Origin of the sequence: Pseudomonas sp. UBA6315 (assembly GCF_002438125.1) — a bacterium.
Classification (GTDB): Bacteria; Pseudomonadota; Gammaproteobacteria; order Pseudomonadales; family Pseudomonadaceae; genus Aquipseudomonas; species Aquipseudomonas faucium.
In genome coordinates this window covers 1-21,326 of sequence record NZ_DJTF01000209.1, presented here as the reverse complement: position 1 = coordinate 21,326, position 21,326 = coordinate 1, and the positions used below count along the sequence as shown (strand labels likewise).

Annotated in this window: 23 protein-coding genes; 13 read left to right on the top strand and 10 right to left on the bottom strand. The window is 65.0% G+C overall.

The window, feature by feature from the left end; translation table 11 throughout:
- Positions 1-104 precede the first annotated feature (104 nt).
- Positions 105-1,322: a tryptophan synthase subunit beta gene (gene trpB, locus B3E94_RS24980; protein WP_176511721.1), complete on the top strand. Its 1,218-nt coding sequence runs from the start codon at positions 105-107 to the stop codon at positions 1,320-1,322.
- A complete protein-coding gene (gene trpA / locus B3E94_RS24975; protein WP_236236210.1) occupies positions 1,319-2,128 on the top strand; it encodes a tryptophan synthase subunit alpha in 810 nt (269 codons plus the stop codon). The genes trpB and trpA overlap by 4 nt, the downstream gene beginning before the upstream one ends.
- A gap of 106 nt (positions 2,129-2,234) precedes the next feature.
- Here the strand turns inward: trpA and B3E94_RS24970 are convergent, their stop codons facing one another.
- The gene (locus B3E94_RS24970; RefSeq protein ID WP_176511723.1) at positions 2,235-2,564 is read right to left on the bottom strand and encodes a DOPA 4,5-dioxygenase family protein; all 330 of its coding nucleotides are present in this window, start codon (positions 2,562-2,564) and stop codon (positions 2,235-2,237) included.
- A gap of 52 nt (positions 2,565-2,616) precedes the next feature.
- Here B3E94_RS24970 and B3E94_RS24965 point away from each other — a divergent pair, with 52 nt between their 5' ends.
- Positions 2,617-3,234, top strand: a complete 618-nt coding sequence (locus B3E94_RS24965; RefSeq protein ID WP_176511724.1) for an NAD(P)-dependent oxidoreductase — start codon at positions 2,617-2,619, stop codon at positions 3,232-3,234.
- Positions 3,235-3,314: 80 nt separating this feature from the next.
- Here B3E94_RS24965 and B3E94_RS24960 read toward each other — a convergent pair whose 3' ends face one another.
- Positions 3,315-4,214: a choline sulfate utilization transcriptional regulator gene (locus B3E94_RS24960; protein WP_286915609.1), complete on the bottom strand. Its 900-nt coding sequence runs from the start codon at positions 4,212-4,214 to the stop codon at positions 3,315-3,317.
- Between the two features lie 109 nt (positions 4,215-4,323).
- On the opposite strand from B3E94_RS24960, the gene betC reads away from it, so the two are divergent.
- The 3 genes from betC to B3E94_RS24945 all read left to right on the top strand — a co-directional run bounded on the left by betC (position 4,324) and on the right by B3E94_RS24945 (position 8,403).
- Positions 4,324-5,841, top strand: coding sequence for a choline-sulfatase (gene betC, locus B3E94_RS24955; protein ID WP_286915608.1), 1,518 nt, complete (start codon positions 4,324-4,326; stop codon positions 5,839-5,841).
- Positions 5,842-5,856: 15 nt separating this feature from the next.
- Positions 5,857-6,747, top strand: a complete 891-nt coding sequence (gene choX / locus B3E94_RS24950; RefSeq protein ID WP_286915607.1) for a choline ABC transporter substrate-binding protein — start codon at positions 5,857-5,859, stop codon at positions 6,745-6,747.
- A 90-nt stretch (positions 6,748-6,837) separates the two neighbouring features.
- Entirely contained in the window at positions 6,838-8,403 is a 1,566-nt protein-coding gene (locus B3E94_RS24945; protein WP_286915606.1) for a SulP family inorganic anion transporter, read from the top strand.
- 118 nt (positions 8,404-8,521) lie between these two features.
- Here B3E94_RS24945 and aroE read toward each other — a convergent pair whose 3' ends face one another.
- Together aroE and hemF are read right to left on the bottom strand one after the other, a co-directional pair.
- Positions 8,522-9,346 (bottom strand): shikimate dehydrogenase, encoded by an 825-nt coding sequence (gene aroE / locus B3E94_RS24940; protein ID WP_286915605.1) that lies wholly within the window; start codon positions 9,344-9,346, stop codon positions 8,522-8,524.
- Between the two features lie 25 nt (positions 9,347-9,371).
- Entirely contained in the window at positions 9,372-10,283 is a 912-nt protein-coding gene (hemF, locus tag B3E94_RS24935; protein WP_286915604.1) for an oxygen-dependent coproporphyrinogen oxidase, read from the bottom strand.
- Between the two features lie 134 nt (positions 10,284-10,417).
- Here hemF and B3E94_RS24930 point away from each other — a divergent pair, with 134 nt between their 5' ends.
- Positions 10,418-11,395: an NADPH:quinone reductase gene (locus tag B3E94_RS24930; RefSeq protein ID WP_286915603.1), complete on the top strand. Its 978-nt coding sequence runs from the start codon at positions 10,418-10,420 to the stop codon at positions 11,393-11,395.
- A gap of 164 nt (positions 11,396-11,559) precedes the next feature.
- Here the strand turns inward: B3E94_RS24930 and B3E94_RS24925 are convergent, their stop codons facing one another.
- The 4 genes from B3E94_RS24925 to dprA form a co-directional block, all read right to left on the bottom strand.
- Complete coding sequence (locus B3E94_RS24925) at positions 11,560-12,003, bottom strand: hypothetical protein (protein WP_286915602.1); 444 nt, start codon at positions 12,001-12,003, stop codon at positions 11,560-11,562.
- Between the two features lie 204 nt (positions 12,004-12,207).
- Complete coding sequence (locus B3E94_RS24920) at positions 12,208-12,516, bottom strand: hypothetical protein (RefSeq protein WP_286915601.1); 309 nt, start codon at positions 12,514-12,516, stop codon at positions 12,208-12,210.
- A 521-nt stretch (positions 12,517-13,037) separates the two neighbouring features.
- Positions 13,038-13,595 carry an L-threonylcarbamoyladenylate synthase gene (locus B3E94_RS24915; protein WP_286915600.1) on the bottom strand — a complete coding sequence of 186 codons (558 nt, stop codon included), beginning with the start codon at positions 13,593-13,595 and terminating at the stop codon, positions 13,038-13,040.
- Between the two features lie 37 nt (positions 13,596-13,632).
- Complete coding sequence (gene dprA, locus B3E94_RS24910; protein WP_286915599.1) at positions 13,633-14,730, bottom strand: DNA-processing protein DprA; 1,098 nt, start codon at positions 14,728-14,730, stop codon at positions 13,633-13,635.
- Between the two features lie 206 nt (positions 14,731-14,936).
- On the opposite strand from dprA, the gene def reads away from it, so the two are divergent.
- From def to B3E94_RS24885, 5 genes are read left to right on the top strand one after another with little or no spacing between them, the layout of a single operon-like run.
- On the top strand, positions 14,937-15,443 hold the full coding sequence (gene def / locus B3E94_RS24905) for a peptide deformylase (protein ID WP_176511735.1): 507 nt from the start codon (positions 14,937-14,939) through the stop codon (positions 15,441-15,443).
- Positions 15,444-15,503: 60 nt separating this feature from the next.
- Positions 15,504-16,436 carry a methionyl-tRNA formyltransferase gene (gene fmt, locus B3E94_RS24900; protein WP_236236198.1) on the top strand — a complete coding sequence of 311 codons (933 nt, stop codon included), beginning with the start codon at positions 15,504-15,506 and terminating at the stop codon, positions 16,434-16,436.
- Positions 16,433-17,743 (top strand): 16S rRNA (cytosine(967)-C(5))-methyltransferase RsmB, encoded by a 1,311-nt coding sequence (rsmB, locus tag B3E94_RS24895; RefSeq protein WP_286915598.1) that lies wholly within the window; start codon positions 16,433-16,435, stop codon positions 17,741-17,743. Before fmt ends, rsmB begins: the two co-directional genes overlap by 4 nt.
- 21 nt (positions 17,744-17,764) lie before the next feature.
- Complete coding sequence (gene trkA / locus B3E94_RS24890; protein ID WP_176511738.1) at positions 17,765-19,138, top strand: Trk system potassium transporter TrkA; 1,374 nt, start codon at positions 17,765-17,767, stop codon at positions 19,136-19,138.
- An 11-nt stretch (positions 19,139-19,149) separates the two neighbouring features.
- Positions 19,150-19,458 (top strand): tetratricopeptide repeat protein, encoded by a 309-nt coding sequence (locus tag B3E94_RS24885; RefSeq protein WP_236236196.1) that lies wholly within the window; start codon positions 19,150-19,152, stop codon positions 19,456-19,458.
- Positions 19,459-19,580: 122 nt separating this feature from the next.
- Here B3E94_RS24885 and B3E94_RS24880 read toward each other — a convergent pair whose 3' ends face one another.
- Together B3E94_RS24880 and B3E94_RS24875 are read right to left on the bottom strand one after the other, a co-directional pair.
- Positions 19,581-20,468 (bottom strand): lysophospholipid acyltransferase, encoded by an 888-nt coding sequence (locus B3E94_RS24880; protein ID WP_176511740.1) that lies wholly within the window; start codon positions 20,466-20,468, stop codon positions 19,581-19,583.
- 41 nt (positions 20,469-20,509) lie between these two features.
- Positions 20,510-21,061: a DNA-3-methyladenine glycosylase I gene (locus tag B3E94_RS24875; RefSeq protein ID WP_176511741.1), complete on the bottom strand. Its 552-nt coding sequence runs from the start codon at positions 21,059-21,061 to the stop codon at positions 20,510-20,512.
- A gap of 83 nt (positions 21,062-21,144) precedes the next feature.
- Between B3E94_RS24875 and B3E94_RS24870 the strand changes: the two genes are divergently transcribed.
- A partial coding sequence (locus B3E94_RS24870; protein ID WP_286915597.1) for a glycine--tRNA ligase subunit alpha occupies positions 21,145-21,326 on the top strand: 182 nt, incomplete at its 3' end.

The window sequence follows — 21,326 nt, the reverse complement described above, 5'->3', positions numbered from 1 at the left end:
TGTGAGTTTTCCTGACAGGTTTGCGCAATCTTATCGGTTTTCAGCCGGGCTTGCCGTGGTTAGAGTAAAGCCCATCACTCATTCATCACGCCCTGGAGCGACCCATGACCCAGACCCAATACCGCGCCGGCCCAGACGCCAACGGCCTGTTCGGCTCGTTCGGCGGCCGCTACGTGGCCGAAACCCTGATGCCGCTGGTGCTGGACCTGGCCCGCGAGTACGAAGCGGCCAAGGCCGACCCGAAATTCCTCGAAGAGCTGGCCTACTTCCAGCGCGACTACATCGGCCGCCCCAACCCGCTGTACTTCGCCGAGCGCCTGACCGAGCACTGCGGCGGCGCCAAGATCTTCTTCAAGCGTGAAGAGCTCAACCACACCGGCGCACACAAGGTGAACAACTGCATCGGCCAGGTGCTGCTGGCCAAGCGCATGGGCAAGAAACGCCTGATCGCCGAAACCGGCGCCGGCATGCACGGCGTGGCCACCGCCACCGTCGCGGCGCGCTTCGGCCTGCCCTGCGTGATCTACATGGGCGCCACCGACATCGAGCGCCAGCAGGCCAACGTGTTCCGCATGAAACTGCTGGGCGCCGAGATCGTGCCGGTCACCGCCGGTACCGGCACCTTGAAGGACGCCATGAACGAGGCCCTGCGCGACTGGGTCACCAACGTCGACGACACGTTCTACCTGATCGGCACCGTCGCCGGCCCGCACCCGTACCCGGCCATGGTCCGCGACTTCCAGTCGATCATCGGCAAGGAAACCCGCGCCCAGCTGCAAGAAAAGGAAGGCCGCCTGCCTGACAGCCTGATCGCCTGCGTGGGCGGTGGCTCCAACGCCATGGGCCTGTTCCACGACTTCCTCGACGATGCAAGCGTGCAGATCATCGGCGTCGAAGCCGGCGGCCACGGGGTCGATACCGACAAGCACGCTGCCAGCCTCAATGGCGGGGTACCGGGCGTGCTGCACGGCAACCGCACCTACCTGCTGCAGGACGACGATGGCCAGATCACCGACGCCCACTCGATTTCCGCCGGCCTCGACTACCCAGGCATCGGCCCGGAGCACGCCTACCTGCACGAAGTGAAGCGCGTGGAATACGTCAGCATCACCGATGACGAAGCCCTCGACGCGTTCCACGCCACCTGCCGCCTGGAAGGCATCATCCCGGCCCTGGAAAGCTCCCACGCGCTGGCCGAAGCGATCAAGCGCGCGCCGCAGCTGCCCAAGGACCACCTGATGGTGATCTGCCTGTCCGGCCGCGGCGACAAAGACATGCAAACCGTGATGAACCACATGGCAGCCCAGGAGAAACAGGCATGAGCCGTCTTGAACAACGCTTCGCCGAGCTGAAGGCCGAAGGCCGCGCCGCCCTGGTCACCTTCGTCACCGCTGGCGACCCTGGCTACGACGCCTCGCTGCAGATCCTCAAGGGCCTGCCGGCGGCCGGTGCCGACGTGATCGAACTGGGCATGCCGTTCACCGACCCGATGGCCGATGGCGTGGCCATCCAGCTGGCCACCCTGCGCGCACTGGAAGCCGGCCAGACCCTGGCCAAGACCCTGCAGATGGTGCGTGAATTCCGCATCGGCAACCAGGCCACGCCCATCGTGTTGATGGGTTACTACAACCCGATCCACCGCTTTGGTGTGGACAAGTTCGTCGCCGAGGCGAAAGAGGCCGGTGTCGATGGCCTGATCATCGTCGACCTGCCACCTGAGCACGACGCCGAACTGGCCGCCCCGGCCCAGGCCGCAGGCATCGATTTCATTCGCCTGACCACCCCGACCACCGACGATGCGCGCCTGCCGCGCGTGCTGGAGCGCAGCTCCGGGTTCGTCTACTACGTGTCGGTGGCCGGTGTGACCGGTGCGGGCTCGGCGACCACCGAACACGTGACCGAGGCGATTGCCCGCCTGCGCCGGCATACCGCCCTGCCGATCAGCGTGGGTTTCGGTATTCGCACGCCGGAGCAGGCTGCGGCAATCGCACGCCTGGCCGATGGTGTGGTGGTGGGTTCGGCGCTGGTCGACAAGATTGCCCAGGCCAAGGATGCCGACCAGGCCGTTGGCGATGTATTGAGCCTGTGCTCGGCACTGGCTGAAGGGGTGCGCGGCGCTCGCCGCTGATCCGCTTCGCCTTCATCGCCGGCAAGCCGGCTCCCACAGGGTCAGTGCTGCACATGCCCACTGTGGGAGCCGGCTTGCCGGCGATAGGGCCAGCAAAACCAACCTATTACTCAAAGATCGACAGATCCAAGGGCCGCACGGCCCCCATCCAGATCGCATGATCGCGGTGGTCCGCCAATTCATCCCCAGTCAGCGGATGCAGAAACACCACCAACCCCTTCCGGTACAACGCCAACCACGGCAGCACCACCCCCACCACCTCCGGCCCGAACGCCAGCTGGCAGCTCCAGTCCGGGTGCGGCCCGACCGGCTTCTGGTGCATGCGGCCCATGGTCACGGGAAACAGCCGCGTGGCCTCTTCGCACAGCTCGCGGGCCTGCTCGAGGGTCGCTGCGTCGTAATAGATGTGGGCGTGGTAACCCTTGATCCTCTGCACGATAACTCCTGATTGCGGTCAAACCATCACCACCTGCAAAGGGAGTGACGTGGTGAAAAATGCCGAAACCCCAGTGTTCAAACTGGTGCTGTTCGGGGCTGAAAGCAGCCTGGGCAGTGCCCTGATGGTCGAGCTGCTGTCGCGCCAGCACGAGGTCACCGCAGTGGTCGACGACCTCAACCGCCATGCGCCGCGCCCGGGCCTGCATTTCAAGATAGGCGGGCTGGCCAGCGCTGACCAGGCCGAACAAGGCGCCGCAGGGGGCTCGGCGGTGATTGCCTTGCTGCCGGCGCTGGCGCCGGGCGACCTGCCTGGGCAGTGGCGAATGGCCGAGGCGCTGGTGGCCGGGCTGGGCCGCACGACTATACGCCGGCTGTTGCTGGTGGGCGATTTTGCCGTGCTGGATACGCCGGGCCGCTACAGCGATGAACAGCGCGGAGGGGCGGACCAGGTGGTCGATACCCTGCAGCGCAGTGCCCTGCACTGGACGCTGATCAATGCGCCGGCGGATTGGCCTGGCATGGGCATGGAGCACTTTCGCACGGCCAGCGGCACGGTGGATCCGCAGCTGGAGGCGCCGTTGCGGCGCTTGGCCGGGGTGGCGGCGGGGATGGTCGACATGCTGGAGCTGGGGCTGCATCGGGGCGAGCATCTGAACTTCGTATCCTGAGGCCTCATCGCCGGCAAGCCGGCTCCCACGGGGCCTTGTGGGAGCCGGCTTGCCGGCGATGGGCTGCACAGCAGCCCCTGTCACACCCCCCGCTCATTTTCCAGCCAATCCACAAACCGCTCGATCAACGCCCCCCGCCGCTTGCGCGGCGGCAGCACCGCGTAATACCCCCGCTGCGAGCGCAAACTCCCCTCCAGCGGCCGGCACAAAAGCCCTTGCTCGACCAGCCCATCAACCAGGTGCCCCCAGCCAATCGCCACCCCCTGGCCGGCAATCGCCGCCTGGATCAGCAAGGTGTAGTTATCGAACCGCAACTGCCCCGGCGGTGGCGGGCTAGCCAGGCCGAACCCACGGAACACCCCCGCCCAATCGAACCAGCGGCTGGCCTGTTCACCGCGCAAATGAAGCAACGGCAAACGCTGCAAAGCCACGGCTGACGTGGGTTTGCCATGAATCAAGCGAGGGCTGCAGACCGGGAAGACCTCCTCATCGAACAACCAGCGGCTCTCGCCCTGATGAAAACGCCCATCACCGAACAGCACCGCCACATCAATGTCGGGCCGCAACATCGCCTGGCTGCGCTCGCCGGTCACCAGGCTCACGTCCACCTGTGGATAAGCCTCATGAAAACGCTGCAGGCGGGGCATCAACCAGAACGCCGCAAAGGCGAAGTCGGTGGCCACCTGCAGCACCTCGCGCTGGCCGCGCCCGCTGACTTCGGCAATGCCATCGTCCATGGCCTGCAAGCCTTGGTGAACCTGCTCGAACAGCAACTGGCCCGCTTCGGTCAGCTCGATACCCCGGTAGATGCGGTCGAACAACCGCGTGCCCAGCTGCGCCTCCAGGCGTTTGACCTGCTGGCTCACCGCCGGCTGCGTGGTGCCCAGCTCCAGCGCGGCAGCCGTGAAGCCACGCAGGCGGGCAGCGGCCTCGAACACACGCAAGGTATCCAGTGACAGCTCGGCAAGGTGGTCAAACATAAGCGTGGCTAATCCCAGTCATTGCCCGGTGTGGGCTTTACCCATGTTAGCCACAGCCGCATCTTGGTAGGCAAGCGGTTCGCATAACCCAAAACAATGGAAGCCTCCCATGACGCGCCCGAATATCCTGTTCATCATGGCCGACCAGATGGCCGCCCCGCTGTTGCCGATCTACGCCCCTTCGCCCATCCAGATGCCGCACCTGAGCCGCCTGGCCGAACGGGCGGTGGTGTTCGATTCGGCCTACTGCAACAGCCCACTCTGTGCACCTTCACGTTTCACCCTGGTCAGCGGCCAGTTGCCCCGCCGGATCGGCGCCTACGACAACGCCGCTGATTTCCCCGCCGATATCCCGACTTATGCCCACTACCTGCGCCGCCTGGGCTACCGCACGGCGCTGTCGGGCAAGATGCATTTCTGCGGCCCCGACCAGCTGCACGGCTACGAACAGCGCTTGACCTGCGACATCTACCCCGCCGACTACGGCTGGGCGGTGAACTGGGATGCCCCGGACGAACGCCCCAGCTGGTACCACAACATGTCGTCGGTGCTGCAGGCCGGCCCCTGCGTGCGCACCAACCAGCTGGATTTCGACGAAGAAGTGGTGTTCAAGGCCCGCCAATACCTCTACGACCATGTGCGCGAAAACGATGGCCGGCCGTTCTGCCTGACCGTGTCCATGACCCACCCCCACGACCCGTACACCATCCCCAGGCGCTACTGGGATCGCTACGAGGGTGTGGATATCCCCATGCCGCACGACGTGTACGCCCAGCAAGCCCTCGACCCCCATTCACAACGCCTGCTCAAGGTCTACGACCTGTGGGACAAGCCCCTGCCTGTGGACAAGATCCGCGATGCCCGCCGCGCCTACTTCGGCGCCTGCAGCTACATCGACGACAACATCGGCCAGCTGCTTGAGACCCTGGAGGAATGCAACCTGGCCGACGACACCCTGATCGTGTTCTCCGGCGACCACGGCGACATGCTTGGCGAGCGCGGGCTCTGGTACAAGATGCACTGGTTCGAGATGTCGGCGCGGGTGCCGCTGCTGATCCACGCGCCCAAGCGCTTTGCCGCCGCGCGCGTGAGCGCCTCGGTGTCCACCTGCGACCTGCTGCCGACCCTGGTCGAGCTGGCCGGCGGGGCTGTGGATAAAACGCTGCACCTGGATGGCCGCTCGCTGCTCGGCCACCTGCAAGGGCAGGGCGGCCACGACGAAGTGATTGGCGAATACATGGCTGAAGGCACGGTCGGCCCGCTGATGATGATCCGCCGCGGCGCCTACAAGTTCATATACAGCGAAGATGACCCCTGGCTACTCTATGACCTGAGCCGCGACCCGCACGAGCGGGAGAACCTCGCCGGCAGCCCCGACCACCAGGCGCTGCTGCAGGCATTTGCCGATGAAGCCCGGCAGCGCTGGGATATCCCCAGCCTGCGCCAGCAGGTACTGGCCAGCCAACGGCGCCGCCGCCTGGTGGCCGAAGCGCTAGCCATCGGCACGCTGAAAAGCTGGGACCACCAACCCTGGGTGGACGCCAGCCAACAGTACATGCGCAACCACATCGACCTCGACGACCTCGAGCGCAAGGCACGTTATCCACAGCCCGCACCCATGGATTGATGAAGAGAGGCCGCCATGCACAAGTTCTCCACCGTCGTGTTCGCCCTGGCCCTGGGCCTGGGCCTGGGCACTGCCGGCGCCCACGCCGACGACGCGCAATGCCGCACCGTGAAACTGGCCGACCCCGGCTGGAGCGACATCGCCGCCACCAACGCTGTCGCCCGGGTGCTTCTGGAACGCCAGGGCTACCAGGTCAAGGTCGACAGCCTGGCGGTGCCGATCATCTATGGCGGCCTCAAAGACGGCAAGGTCGATGCCTTCCTCGGCAACTGGATGCCGGCGCAACAGGGCTTTCATGACAAGTTCGTCGCCAATGGCGACGTGCAGCGGCTTTCGCGCAACCTGGAGGGAACCGAATTCACCCTGGCGGTGCCCGACTACGTGTGGAATGCCGGGGTGAAGGATTTCGCCGACCTGCAGAAACACGCAGGCGAGTTCGACAAGAAACTCTACGGCATCGGCTCCGGCGCCCCGGCCAACTTGTCGCTCAAGCAGATCATCGACAACAACGACTTCAACCTCGGCCAGTGGAAGCTGGTGGAGTCGAGCGAGCAGGCGATGCTGGCGCAGGTGGACCGGGCGGTGAAGAAGAACCAGTTCATCGTTTTCCTCGGCTGGACCCCGCACCCGATGAACGTGAAGCTCAAGATGCACTACCTGACGGGCGGGGAGCAGTGGTTCGGCAGCAAGGGCGAGGTCTATACCCTGACCCGCAAGGGTTATCCACAAGCCTGCCCGAATGCGGCTAAGCTGCTGGGCAATCTGCAATTCACCCTGGACATGGAAAACAGCATCATGGCCGAGGTTGTGGATAAGAAGATCAGCTTCGATGAAGCGGCCAAGGCTTGGGTCAAGGCGCATCCGCAGGTAGTCGAGGGTTGGTTGGCTGGGGTGCAGCAGCAGTGAGCCCAGGCCTTGTGCAATCCTTGTAGGAGCCGGCTTGCCGGCGATGAGGCCAGAACAGCCAGCACAAGCCCCCCCAATGCGAGTTACCCAATGATTCACCTGACCCACCTACTGCCCTTCCTCACCTGGCTGCCCCGCCAATCGGGCCGCAGCCTGCGCCAGGACCTGCTGGTGGGCCTGAGCGGGGCGATCCTCGCCCTGCCGCAATCGATCGCCTACGCCCTGATCGCCGGCCTGCCTGCCGAATATGGCCTGTACGCGGCAATCGTGCCGGTGCTGATCGCCTGCTTGTGGGGCTCCTCCTGGCACCTGATTTGCGGCCCGACCGCCGCCATCTCCATCGTCCTCTACGCCAGCATCAGCCCCTTGGCCGTGGCCGGCAGCGCCGACTACGTGACCCTGGTGCTGCTGCTGACGTTCCTCGGCGGCATCTTCCAGCTGCTGCTCGGCCTGCTGCGCTTCGGCGCGCTGGTGAACTTCGTCTCCCATTCGGTGGTGCTCGGCTTCACCCTGGGCGCGGCCATCGTCATTGCCCTGGGCCAGTTGCCCAACCTGCTGGGCATGGACCTGCCGAGCCAGGCCACGGCGCTGAAGACCGTGCAGGACCTGGCCAGGCATGCCGGCGAGGTCGATGTGCCGTCGCTGCTGCTTGGCCTGGCGACCGTGGTGATCGGCGTGGCCTTGAAACTCTGGCGCCCGCGCTGGCCGAGCCTGTTGATAAGCCTGATGGTGGTCAGCGGGGTCGCCTGGCTGCTGCCAGGTTTCTTCGGCCATGTGGCGCGGGTACCGGCGTTCACCGGCCAGTTGCCGCCGCTCAGCCCCTTGCCGTTGCTGGACCTGGAGCTGATCCTGCGCCTGCTGCCCAGTGCCGTTGCGGTGGGCATGCTTGGCCTGGTGACCAGCCTGTCGATCGCCCGCTCACTGTCGGCGCGCTCGGAGCAGTTGATCGACGCCGACCAGGAAATCCGCGCCCAGGGCCTGTCGAACATCGTCGGTGCGTTCTTTTCGGGCTACCTGTCATCCGGCTCGTTCACCCGTTCGGGCCTGAGCTACGACGCCGGCGCCCGCTCGCCCCTGGCCGGCGTGTTCTCGGCGCTGTGGGTGGCGCTGTTCGCGGTGACCGGGGCCGGGCTAATCGCGCACCTGCCGATCCCGGCCATGGCCGGCAGCATCCTGCTGATCTGCTGGGGGCTGGTGGATCACCGGGCGATTCGTGCGTTATTCCGGGTCAGCCGCTCGGAGTTTCTGGTGATGGCGCTGACGGCGGCGGCGACCTTGCTGCTGGAGCTGCAGACGGCGATTTATGCCGGGGTGCTGGCATCGCTGTTCTTCTACCTCAAGCGCACTTCGCGCCCGCGCGTGCAGCAGAGCCGGGAAGGGCAGGCGGATGTGCTGCGGGTGGGTGGGTCGATCTTCTTTGGTGCGGCGCATTACCTGCAGGTGCGCTTGCAGCGCTGCCAGGGGCCGCATGTGGTGATCGATGCGCGGCAGGTGAACTTCATCGATTATTCGGGGGTGGATATGTTGCACCGCGAGGCGCGGCGGCTGCGCCGGGCGGGGGGGAGTTTGACGTTGCAGCGGGCCAGGCCGCAGGTGATCGAGGAATTGCAGAAGTTGGAGGGGGGGGAGCTGTGTCCCATTCGGTTTGCCGAGTGATGAAGGGGGCCGCTTTGCGGCCCATTCGCGGGCAAGCCCGCTCCCACAAAGACCGTAGCACTTTCATCTGTGGGAGCGGGCTTGCCCCGCGAATGGGCTGCGAAGCAGCCCCACAACATCAACCCCGCGCCAGCTGCCGGCGCAACTCGTCCAGCACCGGCCGCGTATCCGGCCGAACCCCACGCCAGATGTAGAACGCCTCGGCCGCCTGCTCGGCCAGCATGCCCAGCCCATCCAGCACCTTCACCGCCCCCAGCTTGCTCGCCCACTGGCAGAACGGCGTCGGCTCCTTGCCGTACATCATGTCGTAGCACACCGTGCGCCCGGCCTCGACCAGGCTTTCGGCAATCGGCGGCAACTCGCCCGCCAGGCTGGCCGAGGTGGCGTTGATGATCACGTCCAACGGCTCCTGCAGCCAGCCATACCCACTGGCCACCACCGGCCCCAGTTCGGCGAATTCGCGCGCCAGCACCTCGGCCTTTTCCACCGTGCGGTTGGCGACCACCAGCGATTGCGGGTCCAGCGCCAGGATCGGCTCCAGCACGCCGCGTACCGCACCGCCCGCGCCGAGGATGAGGACGCGCTTGCCGGCCAGCTCGACCCCGGCATTCACCGTCAGGTCACGCACCAGCCCGGCGCCATCGGTGTTGTCGCCCTGCAGCGTGCCGTCGGCCAGCTTCTTCAGGGTATTCACCGCCCCGGCGCGCTGGGCGCGTGGGGTCAGGCTGTCGCACAGGCGGTAGGCCTCTTCCTTGAACGGCACGGTCACGTTGGCACCGCTGCCTTGCTTGAAGAACCCGCGGGCGCAGTCGCTGAACTCGTCCAGCGGCGCCAGCAGGGTGCTGTACTCCAGGTCCTGGCCGGTCTGCTCGGCGAACAGCCGGTGAATCAACGGCGACTTGCTGTGGCCGATGGGGTTGCCGAAAACGACGTACTGGTCCATGGGAGCTCCTCGGTTATCCACAGGCTTACTGGGCGAGCCAGTCGCGGTCTTGCAGGAAGTAGTCGGTCAGGCGCGCTTCCTCGCTGCCGGGCGCGGCCTTCCAATCGTAACCCCAGCGTACCTGCGGCGGCAGCGACATGAGGATCGACTCGGTACGCCCACCGGACTGCAGCCCGAACAGGGTGCCGCGGTCGTAGACCAGGTTGAACTCCACGTAGCGGCCGCGGCGGTACTCCTGGAATTCGCGCTGTTGGGCAGTGTAGGGCGTGTGCTTGCGGCGCTGCACGATCGGCAGGTAGGCATCGACATAGGCATCGCCGATGGCGCGGATGAAGGCGAAGCAGGTGTCGAAGTCCCACTCGTTCAGGTCGTCGAAGAACAGCCCGCCGATACCGCGTGGCTCGCCCCGGTGCTTGATGTGGAAGTAGCGGTCGCACCAGGCCTTGTAGCGCGGGTACACGTCGGCGCCGAACGGCGCGCAAGCCTGCTCGGCCACGCGGTGCCAGTGGATGCAGTCTTCTTCATTGCCGTAGTACGGGGTCAGGTCAAAGCCGCCACCGAACCACCAGACCGCTTCTTCGCCTTCTTTCTCGGCGATGAAAAAGCGCACATTGGCGTGGGAAGTGGGCACATGCGGGTTGTGCGGGTGGATCACCAGCGACACGCCCAGGGCCTCGAAGCCGCGGCCCGCCAGCTCGGGGCGGTGGGCACTGGCCGACGGCGGCAGGCCGGCGCCGAACACGTGGGAGAAGTTCACACCGCCTTTCTCGATCACCTGGCCCTCGCCGATCACCCGCGTGCGCCCCCCGCCACCGGCTTCGCGCACCCAGGCATCCTCGACGAAGCGGGCGCCGCCGTCTTCGGCTTCGAGGGCAGAGCAGATGCGGTCTTGCAGGTCGAGCAGGTAGGCTTTCACGGCCTCGGTGCGGCTAGTCATCGGGTCACCAGGAACGGGCAGGGAAGAATTCGGCGCGTAGCATACCACCGCCAACCCGCGCGCCGCAGTTGACGGCGATCAAGCAAAGGCGTCCGATAGAAGGCCTTTCCCGATCCCGACAACAGGAGTGCGAGATGGCCAAGCGTATCCAGTTCAGCCAGCATGGCGGCCCGGAAGTACTGCAGCTCGTGGAGTTCGACCCGCCAGCCCCCGGCCCGCAGCAAGTGCGTGTGCGTAACCATGCGGTCGGCTTGAACTTCATCGATACCTATTTCCGCAGCGGGCTGTACGCCCCACCCGCGCTGCCTTCTGGCCTGGGCACCGAAGGTGCCGGGGTGGTCGAGGCCGTGGGCGAGGGCGTCACCCGCTTGAAGGTGGGTGACCGCGTGGCCTACGCCGGTGGCCCGCTGGGCGCCTACAGCGAGGTGCATACGCTGCCCGAAGCCAACCTGGTGAAACTGCCCGACGACATCAGCTTCGAACAGGCGGCGGCGGTGATGCTCAAGGGTTTGACCGTGCAGTACCTGCTCAAGCAGACCTACGCCGTGCAACCGGGCGATGTGATCCTGTTCCACGCTGCTGCCGGGGGCGTCGGCTCGCTGGCCTGCCAATGGGCCAAGGCGCTCGGGGCCAAGCTGATCGGCACCGTCAGCTCCGCCGAAAAGGCCGAGCGGGCCAAGGCACTGGGGGCGTGGGCGACCATCGACTACAGCCGCGAGGACGTGGCCAAGCGCGTGCTTGAACTGACCGACGGCAAGAAATGCCCGGTGGTGTATGACGGCGTCGGCGCCGACACCTGGCTGACCTCGCTCGACTGCCTGCAGCCGCGCGGGTTGATGGTGAGCTTTGGCAATGCATCCGGCGCGGTGACCGGGGTGAACCTGGGGATCTTGTCGCAGAAGGGTTCGCTGTATGTCACCCGACCGACCCTGGCCGGCTATGCCAACAATGCCGAGAACACCCAAGCCATGGCCGATGACCTGTTTGCCATGATTGGCAGTGGCAAGCTGGTGGTGGATATCCAGCAGCGGTATCCGCTGAGCGAGGCAGCCAAGGCGCAGACCGAGCTCTCGGCGCGGCGGACGGTGGGGTCGACTGTGCTGCTGCCCTGAATGTCGGAGAACATGAGGCGTTACGCCTCATGCAAGTAAAAGGCCTCGCTTGACCCTGCAGGTTGGCAGGCGTAGCCTCTCTTCCGAGGTTGTACTGGTGCGCCGGTTGAGTTTCAAGTTATCCGGGCGAGTGCATCCTTACCCTTTGGCCGCGTAAGCGGCCTTTATTTTTTGGGCTTGTTTCTATCTCCTTTAGGGACGATGGAATAGAGCTCTGCCTTTGGCTTGCGAGCCGTCAGTTCAAAAATCGCCTCATCAAAAACTTCATTGCCGTAACCATCGTTTCGCCCGATGGTGCTGCGAAGGGCTGTCATCTGCGTGGCACTCTTGCAAATCGATGTCGCCGCCAGTGCTGCCTTGATTTGCAGCACCATGTCATCAATGGTGTATCCATCTCGTATCACCCGGCTTCTGTAGGCATGGCTGCCTATGAACACGATGCCCGGGTCTTCCAGCAGTGGTAAATCCTGCCCTTCTTTCTGGCGGTTGATGGCTTCGAACTGATCGGCAGTAAACCTACCTACTTCCACTGCTCTGACCCGATGGTTGGACGCAAGCTGTTCCAGATTCGCCCTTATCAGGTATTCGGCATTCTCGAATAGCGGCATTGTCCTGGGTGCTCCAGCCGGTTTGCGACGCATGGCGAGCAAACTAGGAGCAGGGGTCACTGCACGGAAGGTGACGAAAAAGGACGGTGGAAGTAGGACTTTTCCCGATTGGACGGGCAGACGGCTATTTACAAAACAGGCGGTGGACTCAAAGGCAAGCCCGCATACGCTGTGGGAGCGAGCTTGCCCTGTGAATACGGTGGCTCAGCCAGCTGAATTGTTCGCCGCTGAACCCGATTCGATGACATCCAACATCGCCTCTACCAACCCCTCCGCCATCTCGATCGCATGCAGGTTCGACCAGTACATGCCGCGGCCTTCTTCGCGCAGGAAATCGAGGGTCTTGTAGCCCGTCTCGTAGGCGCAGCGCAGGTAGAGGGCGACATGGACCAGGGCGTCGGCGGCGCAGATGTCGGGGTTTACGGTGAAGAGTGGAGGGTGACCGGCGTCGCAGCGGCCGAAGGGGCGAGTGGAGGTGCTGGGGATGGGTGGGTCGGGGACTATCTTTTTCATCGGAAACTCTCGCTTCAATGCCCCACCTAGTCGTTACCACACGATTAGGTGGCAGCTGTACACGGGGTGGTAAACCGGAGAGAGTTCCCAAACCCGGCAGGCACGAGGCCTCCCGCGTACAGCCGCCATTGACTGCGAGGAACTCTCCAGGTTCGGGTTACCACACCCGGTCGCCAAGTCATTTGGCGACGGTCTGAAGCCTAGAGGCAGGAGTTCCTACTGAGAAGGTGATGGTATTCGATACCAGCTGTAGGAATTTTCCCAAATTTAAGAATGGGCCGTTTGCGGCCCAATCGCCGGCAAGCCGGCTCCCACAGGATTGAGTGGCGCTCTTGCAGGCGGCGGGGTACCTGCGGCACTTCAGAAAAGCCAGCGCCCCTTTTTAGGAGCGGCCTTGTGTCGCGAAAGGGCCGCAAAGCGGCCCCCGAGTGCAATACCGGTGCGGAAATTGATGGGGCTGCTGCGCAGCCCTTTCGCGACACAAGGCCGCTCCTACAGCAATTAGCGCTCACCCAAGAGGATCAGCCCGGGCGCACGACCTCGCCGGTCACCAGGTCACGAATCACGCTCGGATTCTTCCGCCCACCCAGCGCCCCACCCAGCACCAAGTCCAGCTGGCCATGGAAGTACTGCTCCACCCGCAACCGCGTCTTCGCCGCCGGCCGCCCACCCGGGTTGCACGACGTGGAAATCAGCGGCCCCACCAACGCACACAACTCGCGCACCTGGGGATGATCACTGACCCGCAGCGCCACCGAGTCATGCTGCCCCGTCACCCACTCCGGCAACAGGTCCTGGTGTGGCACCAGCCAGGTATTGGGGCCAGGCCAGGTGCTGCCCATGCGGTCGATCCAGTCTTCGGGGAAGTCCTCGAACAGGAAGTCGAACTGGCGGATGTTGTCGGCCACCAGAATCAGCCCCTTATCCACAGGCCGCGACTTCAGCGCCAGCAGGCGATACACCGCGTCCTCGTTCCATGGGTCGCAGCCCAGGCCCCAGACCGCTTCCGTCGGGTAGGCGATTACCGCGCCGGCCCGGATCTCACGTGCGGCTTGTTGCACACGCCAACTGCTCACCATTTTGTATCTCCGCATTTAAGCCATGGGCGCAGTTTACTTAGCCCACGCGGGCAAACCAACGCCCGGCTTCATTACTGACCCGGCCTTCGAGCTCCAGCTCGGTCAATTGCGCCAGCACCTGGGCCAAGGGTAGCTCGCTACCGGCGGCCAGCGCCTCGCTGGTCTGCGGCGCGGCATGTAGCAAAGCGAGCAGGGGATGGGAGGGTTTATCCACAGCGGGCGGCGGCAGGTTCTGCCATCCCTGCAAGGTTTCCAGAATCTGCTCCACACTCTCCACCAGCAGCGCGCCATCGCGGATCAACTGGTGGCAACCCTTGGCGCCGGGATGGTGGATGGAGCCGGGGATGGCATACACCTCGCGGCCCTGTTCGGCTGCCAGGCGTGCAGTGATCAACGAGCCGCTGGCAAGGCTGGCCTCGACCACCAGCACACCCAGCGACAAACCACTGATGATGCGATTGCGCCGCGGGAAGTTGCCCGGCAGCGGGCCGGCATCCAGCGGGTACTCGGAAACCAGCGCGCCACCGCTGTCGATCATGGCCTTGGCCAAGTCGCGGTGGCGCTGTGGATAAAGTTTTTGCAGGCCCGTGCCCAGCACCCCGATCGTGCTCCCCCCAGCCTGCAGCGCCGCCCGATGAGCGGCACCGTCGATGCCCAGGGCAAGGCCACTGGTGATGGTGAACCCGGCCTGCGCCAGGTAACGCGAGAATGCCCGGGCGGTGTCGAGTGCCGGCGGTGAAGCACGCCTGCTGCCCACTATCGCCAGCTGCGGCCGCTCGAGCACGGCAGGCTCGCCGGCGACGAACAACAGCGGCGGGGGATCATCGATTTCGGCCAGCAAGGCCGGGTAGCCAGGGCTGTCCCACATCAGCAAATGCTGGCCGGGGCGCTCTAACCAGGCCATTGCGGCCAGTGCGGCGTCGCGCACGGCGGCGCTGCGCCGGGCATCGGCGGCGGCCTGCCCAAGACCCAGGGCACGCCAGGCACCCGCCGGTGCACTGAGAGCCGAAGAGGCACTGCCGAACGCTTCGAGCAGGGTGTGAAACCTTCGCAATCCGGTTTCCGGCAGGCAATGCAGGCGCAATCGGGCCTCCAGCTCAGCCGGCGGGCAAAGCGACAAATGGTGAAACGGCATGGTGATCATCCTTGATCGAAACAGGGCCATCTACGTGGCACAACCTGTGGATAACTGTGTGGGTAACACTTTGAAAAGCTGTCCATTAAATGCGGGCTATCAAGCCTATAGACACCCTAGACGAGCTTGCCAGGTGCCGAAATCGTCGATTCCCTTTATTATGTGTGTTCAGTTTTCAACCGAACGCACAGTGACTGCCTGACCTTATGGCCATCTTGAACATTCTCGAATTCCCGGACCCGCGCCTGCGCACCCTTGCCAAACCGGTGACGGAGTTCGACGACGCCCTGCGTCAGCTGATCGACGACATGTTTGAAACCATGTACGAAGCCCCTGGCATCGGCCTGGCCGCGACCCAGGTCAACGTGCACAAGCAGGTCGTGGTCATGGACCTGAGCGAAGACCGCAGCGAACCGCGCGTCTTCATCAACCCCACCGTCGAAGAGCTGACCCACGACATGGGCCAGTACCAGGAAGGCTGCCTGTCGGTACCGGGCTTCTACGAGAACGTCGACCGCCCCCTGCGCGTGCGGGTCAAGGCCCAGGACCGCGACGGCAAGCCGTTCGAACTGGAATGCGAAGGCCTGTTGGCGGTGTGCGTGCAGCACGAGTTCGATCACCTCAACGGCAAGCTGTTCGTCGACTACCTGTCGCAACTCAAACGCGACCGGATCAAGAAGAAGCTGGAAAAGCAGCACCGCCAGCAAGCCTGATCCCGACCTTCCAGAAGGCTTGCTCCGGCAAGCCTTTTTCTTTTTTGAAGCGAGAACTCCATGCGCATCGTCTTTGCAGGCACTCCAGAGTTTGCCGCCGAACACCTCAAGGCCCTGCTCGACAGCCCGTACCAGATCGTGGCTGTCTACACCCAGCCCGACCGCCCTGCCGGCCGCGGCCAGAAGCTCATGCCGAGCCCGGTCAAGCAATTGGCCGTGGCCCATGACATCCCGGTGTTCCAGCCGCCAACCCTGCGCAACGAAGACGCCCAGGCCGAACTTGCCGCGCTCAAGCCAGACCTGATGGTGGTGGTAGCCTACGGCCTGATCCTGCCCCAGGCCGTGCTGGATATCCCGCGCCTGGGCTGCATCAACAGCCACGCCTCGCTGCTGCCACGCTGGCGCGGTGCGGCGCCGATCCAGCGCGCCGTGGAAGCCGGCGATGCCGAGAGCGGCGTGACCGTGATGCGCATGGAAGCGGGCCTGGACACAGGCCCGATGCTGCTCAAGGTGGTGACCCCGATCAGCGCCGACGACACCGGCGGCAGCCTGCACGACCGCCTCGCCGAAATGGGCCCGCCGGCTGTAGTCCAGGCCATCGCCGGCCTGGCAGACGGTTCGCTGCAAGGTGAAGTGCAGGACGATGCCCTGGCCACTTATGCACACAAGCTGAACAAAGACGAAGCGCGCATCGACTGGAACCGCCCGGCTGCGGAACTGGAGCGCCTGATCCGCGCCTTCAACCCCTGGCCGGTGTGCCACAGCACCCTGGACGGCGAGAGCGTGAAGGTGCTGGCCGCCAAGTTGTCCACAGGCCAGGGCGCCCCCGGCGAAATCCTCGAAGCCAGCAAGGACGGCCTGGTGGTCGCCTGCGCCGACCAGGCGCTGAGCCTCACCCGCCTGCAATTGCCTGGCGGCAAGGCCCTGGCCTTCAGTGACCTGTTCAACAGCCGCCGCGAGAAGTTCGCCAGTGGCAAGGTGCTCGGCCAATGAACCCACGCCTCGCCGCCGCCCGTGCCTTGGCCGCTGTCCTCAGCGGCAAGGCCTCGCTGAACAGCTCGCTGCCGGCGCAACTGGACAAGGTCGAAGAACGCGACCGTGGCCTGACCCAGGACCTGGCGTTCGGCACCGCCCGCTGGCAGCCGCGCCTGGACCTGCTCGCCGCCCAGTTGCTGCAAAAACCCTTCAAGGCCGCCGATGCCGATGTGCAGGCGCTGCTGCTGGTCGGCCTGTACCAGCTGTTCTACACGCGCATTCCGGCCCACGCCGCCATCGGTGAAACCGTCGGGTGCGCCGACAAGCTGAAAAAGCCCTGGGCCAAGGGCCTGCTCAACGCCGTGCTGCGCCGCGCCCAGCGCGAAGGCGAGGCACTGCTGGCCGACATGGAACGCGACCCGGTGGTGCGCACCGCCCACCCGCGCTGGCTGCAAAAGCAGCTCAAGGCCTTCTGGCCAGAGCAGTGGGAAGCGATCTGTGCGGCCAACAACGCGCACCCGCCGATGATCCTGCGGGTCAACCGTCGCCATCACAGCCGTGACGCCTACCTGGCGCTGTTGGCCGAAGCCGGCATTGCCGCCAGCGCTTGCCAGTACAGCCGCGATGGCATCGTGCTGGGCGAAGCCTGCGACGTGCGCGGCCTGCCGGGCTTCGCCAAAGGCTGGGTGAGTGTGCAGGACGAAGCGGCGCAGCTGTCTGCCGACCTGCTCGAACTGGCCCCCGGCCAGCGCGTGCTCGACGCCTGCTGCGCCCCCGGCGGCAAGACCTGCCACCTGCTCGAAGCCGAAGCAGGGCTGGCGCACCTGGTGGCCATCGACCTGGAAGCCAAGCGCCTGACCCGCGTGCGCGAAAACCTCGAGCGCCTCAAGCTGGACGCCGAACTGATCGCCTGCGATGCCCGCGACACCGCCAGCTGGTGGGACGGCAAACCGTTCCAGCGCATCCTGCTCGACGCCCCGTGCTCGGCCACCGGCGTGATCCGCCGCCACCCGGACATCAAGCTGACCCGCCAGGCCGATGACATCCCCGCCCTGGCCACGCTGCAAGGCGAGCTGCTCGATGCCCTGTGGCCGACCCTGGAAGTGGGCGGCATGCTGCTGTACGCCACCTGCTCCAGCCTGCCGACCGAGAACACCGAGGTGATCGGCGCCTTCCTCGCCCGCACCCCCGGTGCCCGCGAACTGGCCCTGGCCACCGAAGCCGGCCTGCCCCAGCCGCACGGGCGCCAGCTGCTGGCCCAGGAAGGCGGCCACGACGGCTTCTACTATGCCAAGCTGATCAAGATCGCCGCCTCGCGCGGGTAAGCACACGTTAGGGAGTAGCGGATGAAGATCATCATCCTCGGCGCAGGGCAGGTGGGCGGTACGCTGGCGGAGCACCTGGCGAGCGAAGCCAACGACATCACCGTGGTCGATACCGACGGCGAGCGCCTGCGCGACCTGGGCGACCGCCTCGACATCCGCACCGTGCAGGGCCGTGGCTCGCTGCCCACGGTGCTGCGCCAGGCCGGTGCCGACGACGCCGACATGCTGGTGGCAGTGACCAACAGCGACGAAACCAACATGGTCGCCTGCCAGGTGGCCTACACGCTGTTCCACACCCCGACCAAGATCGCCCGGGTGCGCGAATCGGCCTACCTCACCCGTGAAGAGCTGTTCGACAACGACCACATCCCGGTGGATGTGCTGATCAGCCCCGAGCAGGTGGTGACCAACTACATCAAGCGCCTGATCGAGCACCCGGGCTCGCTGCAGGTGATCGACTTCGCCGAAGGCAAGGCCCAGCTGGTGGCGGTCAAGGCGTACTACGGCGGGCCGCTGGTGGGCCAGCAGCTGCGCCAGATCCGCGCACACATGCCCAACGTCGACACCCGCGTGGCGGCGATCTTCCGCCGCGACCGGCCGATCACGCCACGCGGCGATACCTTGATCGAAGCGGACGACGAGGTGTTCTTCATTGCCGCACGCAAGGACATCCGCGCGGTGATGGGCGAGCTGCGGCGCATCGATGAAACCAACAAGCGTGTGGTCATCGCCGGTGGCGGGCAGATCGGCGAGCGCCTGGCCGAGGCCATCGAAAGCCGCTACCAGGTGAAGATCATCGAGATGAGCCCGGCCCGCTGCCGGCACCTCTCCGACACCCTGGAAAGCACCGTGGTGCTGCAGGGCAGTGCCTCGGACAAGGACCTGATGCTCGAAGAGAACATCGCCGATGCCGACATCTTCCTGGCCCTGACCAACGACGACGAGGCCAACATCATGTCGTCGCTGCTGGCCAAGCGCCTTGGCGCGCGCAAGGTGATGACCATCATCAACAACCCGGCTTACGTCGACCTGGTGCAAGGCGGCGACATCGATATCGCCATCAGCCCGCAGCTGGCCACCATCGGCACCTTGCTGGCGCACGTGCGCCGCGGCGACATCGTCAGCGTGCACTCGCTGCGCCGCGGCGCGGCCGAGGCCATCGAGGCGGTGGCGCATGGCGATTCGAAGTCGAGCAAGGTGGTCGGCAAGGCCATCGAGGACATCGCCCTGCCGCCGGGCACCACCATCGGCGCGATCATCCGCGACGAAGAAGTGATGATCGCCCACGACGACACGGTGATCGAGTCGGGTGACCATGTGATCCTGTTCGTTGTGGATAAAAAGCATATTCGGGATGTGGAGAAGCTGTTCCACGTCGGCTTGAGTTTCTTCTAGGGGAAGAGGGCATGCGCGAATCGCTGGAGAAGATGCTGGCCAAGGGTGTGGATAACCCTTTGCTGAGGTTTGGTTTGGGCAAGGCCTGGCTGGACGAGGGCAATGGGGCCGAGGCGGCGGTGCACCTGGCGCGCTGTGTGGAGCAGGACCCGAAGTATTCGGCGGCCTGGAAGCTGCTGGGCAAGGCGTATCAGTTGCAGGGCGATGTGGCGGCGGCGCGCAAGGCCTGGGAGGACGGGATCGTGGCGGCGCAGGCCCATGGCGACAAGCAGGCCGAGAAGGAAATGGCGGTGTTTTTGAAGAAACTGAACAAGGCCTGAGATTTTGGGGCTGCTTTGCAGCCCATCGCCGGCAAGCCGGCTCCCACAATGGGCCTGCTCAGCTCGATCCTTGTGGGAGCCGGCTTGCCGGCGAAAAGGGGCGCAAAGCGCCCCCAAAAATCTCAATACCAGCGCGGCTCCCCGGCCGGCCGCTTCTTGAAGCGCTTCATGCTCCACATGTACTGGCTCGGGTACTCACGCACATAACGCTCGACCACCTTGCTCATGGCCGCCGCCGACACGTTCACATCGGTGCTGTACATCTCTTCCGGCGCCGCCTCCAGAAACACCTTGAAACCCGAACCATCCGGCAGCCGCAGGGCATGCAGGAACACCCCCACCGCCTTGCCCCCGGCCAGCATGTTCGGCACGAACTTGCTGGTCAGCGCCTGGGTCCCGAGAAACGGCACGAACACCCCCGCCGACTCGGCCGGCTCCGGGTCGGCAGGGATGCCCACCTGGCCACCGCGGCGCACTTCCTTGATCACACTGAGGATGCCTTCCTTGGTCGAAGGCGCCACGCGGTTGCCCATCTGCACGCGCTGCTCGCGCAGCAGGTCATCCACCGCCTTGAGCTTCGGCGGGCGGTAGAAGATGATCGGTTTGCACTGGCTGCAATAGAAGTGGTTGAGCACTTCCCAGTTGCCCAGGTGGCTGGTGATGCCGACCACGCCCTTGCCCGAGGCCAGGGCCTGCTCCAGCACTTCCAGGCCGTGCACTTCCTTGACCAGGTCCAGCGAACGCTGCGGCGGCCAGATCCAGGCACAGGCGCTTTCGACGAAGGACTTGCCGATATCTTTCAGCGCGCGGCCCACCAGCTGCTCGCGTTCGACCGGGTCCATCTGCGGGAAGCACTTGGCCAGGTTGATGCGCACCACGTTGCGCGAGCCATTGGGGACTTTCCACATCAGCCAGCCGATACCGGCGCCAACACGCTGTACAGCGCCCCAGGGCAGCTTGGCGAACAGGCGTAGCACCCCGACCATCAGGGCGCCCTTGAACTTTTCCACAGGCGAATTCCTTATTTCAGCAAGGCGCGCATTGTAACCCCTCAGCGCAGCAAGGCGGCGTAGCGATCGCAATCGGTGGTGTGGTCCATGACCATGCCGGTAGCCTGCATGAAGGCGTAGCAGATGGTCGGGCCGACGAAGGTGAAGCCGGCTTTCTGCAGGGCCTTGCTCATTGCCTTGGCCTCGTCGGTGACGGCCGGCACTTCGCCGCGGCTGGTGAAGTGGTTGATCTTCGGCTCGCCGCCGACGAACGACCACAGCCATTGGCCAGGGTTGTCCAGCGCCAGCCAGGCCTGGGCATTGCGGCGCACGGCCTTGAGCTTGAGGCGGTTGCGGATGATGCCGGTATCGAGCATCAGCTCTTCGACCCGTTCGTCGCTCATCTGCGCCAGCAGGTGCGGGTCGAAGCCGTGCAGAACCTCGCGATAGCGCTCGCGTTTGCGCAGCACGGTGATCCATGACAACCCTGCCTGGAACCCTTCGAGCAAAAGCATCTCGAAGAGCAACGCCGGGTCACGCTGTGGCGTTCCCCATTCCTGGTCGTGGTAGGCCTGGTACAACGGATCGTCGGTACACCAAAAGCAGCGTGGCATAAGGCTCCAATGAGTAGAGGGCGAAGCGAATCAGGTTATACTCCCGCTCTTTACATCCGCATCCCCAGATACAGGTGAATTTCGTGAGCCAGCCTACGCCAGCCGTGCGTACCTTCCAAGACCTGATCCTCGCCCTGCAGCAGTACTGGGCCGAGCAAGGTTGTGTGGTGCTTCAGCCCTACGATATGGAAGTAGGCGCCGGCACCTTTCACACCGCCACCTTCCTGCGCGCCGTAGGCCCGGAGAGCTGGAACGCTGCCTACGT